We start from the raw sequence: 4271 nt of genomic DNA, 5'->3' as shown, positions 1-4271 counted from the left end.
TGAGATCGTCGCCTCGGTGCAGCGCGTGACCGACATCATGGCCGAGATCTCGGCCGCCTCGCAGGAACAGAGCGCCGGCATCGAGCAGGTCAACCAGACCGTGGTGCAGATGGACGAAACCACCCAGCAGAACGCCGCGCTGGTGGAAGAAGCCACGGCCGCCGCACGCGCCATGGAAGACCAGGCCGTGCAGCTGGGTGAAGCCGTCGCCCGCTTCCGGCTTGCATCGCAGGGCACGGCGGCCATCCCGCCACGCCCGCTGGCCGCACCGGTACCGCGACAGGTGGCAGCCGCCGCACCAGCCGCAAGGCCGGCCCCGGCACGTGCGCTGCGCACGGCAACGGCCCAGCTGGCGCTGGCCGCGGACGGCGACTGGCAGGAATTCTGACAGAACCACGGGGCCAGATCCCTTTCCCGCGGGAAAGGGATCTGACCCCTTACGCGTGGAAAGTGATGCAAATCCCACTTCATAATCCGGTGCAGGAGCCGATATCTCCATCGAGCCTCGCGCCAACGCGTGCTGGCGCCCGCCCCTGACCGTAGATTCCATGTCCGACGGCAACGACACTGCAGTGCATGATGGCCACGCGGCTGATACCGCTGACGAGCGCTTCCTGGTCCGCAACCCGCGCCAGCTGCGCCAGCTGCTGCGGTCGCTGATCGACCAGCGGTCGCTGATCAACGCGCACATCGACGGCCGCGACCGCTCCTTCCCTACCGCCCTGCTCGACCTCGACGAAGACGAGGACACCCTGCTGCTCGATGGCAGCCCGCAGGAGGCCGCCAACCGCGCCGCCGAGCAGGCCGATCACCTGCTGTGCTTCGCCCAGCTCGAACGGGTGCTGGTGCGCTTCCGCCTGCACCAGCTGCAGCGTGTGGACAACGACGGCCACATCGCCTTCCGTGCCCCGCTGCCGGAGGAACTGGTGCACCTGCAGCGCCGCGAGCTGTACCGGCTGGAGACGCCGGTCACCGACTCGCCCCACCTGCTGCTGCCGCCTGATGAAGCGCGCGCCGAAGCCCTGTCGATGCGCGTGGTGGACATCAGCGGCGGTGGCCTGGCCGTGGTGGTGCCCAACGACTGTGCCGTGTTCGGCCTGCAGAAGCGCTATCCGGCACATCTCTCGCTGCCCGACGGCCCCGACCTGGACATCGAGCTGGTGGTCTGCAACCTGCTGCCGCAGCGCCAGCCCAACGGCATCGAGGTCAAGCGCGTGGGCATGCGCTTCGAACGCCTGCCGCGCGGCGCCGACAGCGCCATCCAGCGCTACATCTTCCGCATCGACCGCCAGCGCAAGGCACGCCGCAACGGCGAGCTCTGAGGCCCGGCCAACGGGTAGTGCCGGCCGCTGGCCGGCAACTTGGCGACAATGCGGGTACGGCCATTGCCGGCCAGCGGCCGGCACTACCGATCTCCGGTCGATCCACGCCATGCGTGGATGCCCCCACCCTCCCAGGTAGATCCACGCCATGCGTGGATGCCCCCACCCTCCCAGGTAGATCCACGCCATGCGTGGATGCCCTTTCCCCGGCACCTAAAGTCCCCCCCAGCGGCGCCGATATCGAGCCTGACACCGGGATTTCCGGCTGAACCAGGACCCCTCGATGAACGACAAGACCCGCTCCGCCGCCAGCGCCGGTGGCGAATTCCTCAGCTTCACCCTTGGCGCCGAGCACTACGGCGTGGACATCCTCAAGGTGCAGGAGATCCGTGGCTACGACGCCGTCACCCGCGTTCCGGACGCCCCGGACTACATCAAGGGCGTGATCAACCTGCGTGGCACCATCGTCCCGGTCATCGACCTGCGCCTGAAGCTGCGCCTGGACAACGCCCGCTATGACGCGTTCACCGTGATGATCGTGCTGAACGTGGAAGACCGCGTGGTCGGCATCGTCGTCGACAGCGTCTCCGACGTGATCCCGCTGTCGGCCGAGCAGATCCGCCCGACCCCGGAATTCGGCGCGGCCGTCGACACCCGTTTCATCTCCGGCATCGGCACCCACGACGATCGCATGCTGATCCTGCTGGACATCGAGACCCTGCTCGACAGCGCCGACATGGGCCAGGCCAGCCTTGCCGAAGACGTCGCTGCCTGAGTAAACGGAACTGCTTCACGTTCCAGTCACAAAACCCTTCAGTTCCCTTCGGCGGTGCCGATAGGGGGACAGAAGCCGGTCGCGCAGGAGCGCGCAGGACCGGCCCGATCGTTACCATCCCCGGAGATACCCTCGATGAAGTCCCTGTTTGCGTTCGTCTCGGCCGCTGTCCTGGCCACCACCGCCGCCTCCGCTTTCGCCCAGTCGGCCGACATGATCCCGCCGGAAATGGCGCCGCGTTCGGTCGGCAAGGACGGCATGGTCTGCGGCAAGGTCGAAAAGGCCCGTTACGCAGAAGGCTCCGAAGGCCAGCCGACCTTCCTGTACATGGGCGGCGCCTTCCCGCGCCACACCTTCTCGGCGCGCATCGCCGGCGAGAACCGCGGCAAGTTCTCCTTCCCGCTGGAAACCCTGGAAGGCAAGACCGTCTGCGTGATCGGCAAGATCCAGCGCGACGCCTCGCGCGCGGAAATCGAAGTCAGCTCGCCGGCTGGGCTGAAGCTGGCCAACATCAAGTAATCCGCCGTTCGTCGGACCACGCCGGGCCTGGTCCTGGCGTGGTTTCTGCTGCAACCGGGCCCGATGCCCGGGCGCGTCTGCCTTAGGAGCTCGCAACGCCCATGCCGTGGATCAACAACCTGAAACTGATGCCGAAACTGCTGCTGACTTTCGGCGTCCTCCTGCTGGTGATGCTGCTGCAGGGCATCGTCGCCTATCGCGGCCTGCATTCGCTGAACAACGTGACCACCGAGCTGGCCGGTTCGCGCATGGAGAGCATCCGCATGGCCGGCGAGATGCGCGGCATGCTGGGCGAGTACCGCAATGCCGCTTACCAGCAGCTGATCCGCGCCAGCGATGACGTCAAGTCCGATGCGCGCAAGCAGGGTGTCGACCTGCGCGCCAGCATGGACAAGTCGATCAAGGAGTATCCGAAGCTGGTCGACAATCCGCAGCAGAAGAAGCTGTTCGACGCCTTCGCCAAGGAATGGAAGGACGCGCTGGCGTCCTATGACAGCGTCACCGAGATGCTGGAACTGGACCTGCCGGACGACGCCATCGATACCTTCGTCGGCGAGACCCGCACCAAGCACCGCAAGGCCGCCTCGGCGCTGGAGGCGCTGATCGCCGAAGACAACCGCCTCGCCCGCGCGTCGCGCGATGAGGCTGCATCCACCTACTCCGCCTCGGCCGTGCTGACCGTGATCGCCCTGCTGGGCGGCGCCGCGCTCGGCCTGGTGCTGGTGTGGCTGTTTGCCCGTGCCCTGGTGGGCAGCGTGCGTGGCGCCGTGTCGGTCGCCAACGACGTGGCCGGTGGCAAGCTCGATGGCCACATCGATGTCAGCCGCCAGGACGAAGTGGGCGAACTGATGCAGGCCATGCAGCGCATGCAACGCGACCTGCGCGAGCGCATCGAGACCGACCAGGCGATCGCCCGCGAGAACCTGCGCATCCGTACCGCGCTGGATTACAGCTCGACCGGCGTCTACCTGACCGATACCAGCAACACCATCGTCTACAGCAACCGCGCCCTGCAGCAGACCCTGAGCCAGTACCAGGACGAACTGCGCCGTGACCTGCCGGACTTCGACGCCCAGGCCCCGCTGATCGGCAAGCCGGTCACCGTGCTTGAGCACCGCGGCGAGATGGACCAGACCCTGCTGAACAACCTGAAGGCACACGGTGTCGCCCGTCGCCCGATGCAGTACGGCGATGCCCAGTTCGCCCAGGTGGTCTCGACCATCCGCAACGAAGGCGGCGACACCGTCGGCTACGTGGTGGAGTGGCGTGACCGCACCCAGGAAGCGCAGGTTGAAGCCGAAGTCGCCCGCGTGATTGCCCAGGCCGCCGCCGGCGACCTGTCCGGCCGCATCGACGCCTCCGACAAGGAGGGCTTCTTCCTGCAGCTGGCCCAGCAGATCAACGGCCTGCTGGACGCCAACGCCGGCAGCATCGAGCAGGTCTCGGGCCTGCTGGCCGCACTGTCGCAGGGTGACCTGACCGTGCGCATGCAGGGCGATTACCAGGGCGTGTTCGCACGGATGCGCGACGACGCCAACGCCACCGCCGCACAGCTCAGCGAGATCGTCACCCGCATCAAGCAGTCCAGCCGCGCGATCAGCTCCGCCGCCGGTGAAATCGCCTCCGGCAACAGCGACCTGTCGCGCCGTACCGAG

General features: G+C 67.3%; 4 protein-coding genes and 1 pseudogene. All 5 read left to right on the top strand.

The window, feature by feature from the left end:
• Positions 1-388, top strand: a pseudogene (locus LRM18_RS20300) (methyl-accepting chemotaxis protein); the annotation flags it as partial.
• A gap of 160 nt (positions 389-548) precedes the next feature.
• Entirely contained in the window at positions 549-1322 is a 774-nt protein-coding gene (locus LRM18_RS20295) for a flagellar brake protein (RefSeq protein ID WP_270955369.1), read from the top strand.
• Positions 1323-1605: 283 nt separating this feature from the next.
• Positions 1606-2097, top strand: coding sequence for a chemotaxis protein CheW (locus tag LRM18_RS20290; RefSeq protein WP_049465492.1), 492 nt, complete (start codon positions 1606-1608; stop codon positions 2095-2097).
• A gap of 213 nt (positions 2098-2310) precedes the next feature.
• On the top strand, positions 2311-2616 hold the full coding sequence (locus tag LRM18_RS20285) for a hypothetical protein (protein ID WP_223224824.1): 306 nt from the start codon (positions 2311-2313) through the stop codon (positions 2614-2616).
• A gap of 101 nt (positions 2617-2717) precedes the next feature.
• A partial coding sequence (locus LRM18_RS20280) for a methyl-accepting chemotaxis protein (RefSeq protein ID WP_270955368.1) occupies positions 2718-4271 on the top strand: 1554 nt, incomplete at its 3' end.

Origin of the sequence: Stenotrophomonas sp. PI_27, from assembly GCF_027854495.1 — a bacterium.
Lineage (GTDB): Bacteria > Pseudomonadota > Gammaproteobacteria > Xanthomonadales > Xanthomonadaceae > Stenotrophomonas > Stenotrophomonas pavanii.
This window is presented reverse-complemented; position numbering and strand designations above follow the sequence as displayed.

Coding starts and splice junctions, on each gene's coding strand:
- LRM18_RS20295 (WP_270955369.1), top strand. CDS start 549: ATGTCCGACGGCAACGACACTGCAGTGCATGATGGCCACGCGGCTGAT.
- LRM18_RS20290 (WP_049465492.1), top strand. CDS start 1,606: ATGAACGACAAGACCCGCTCCGCCGCCAGCGCCGGTGGCGAATTCCTC.
- LRM18_RS20285 (WP_223224824.1), top strand. CDS start 2,311: ATGATCCCGCCGGAAATGGCGCCGCGTTCGGTCGGCAAGGACGGCATG.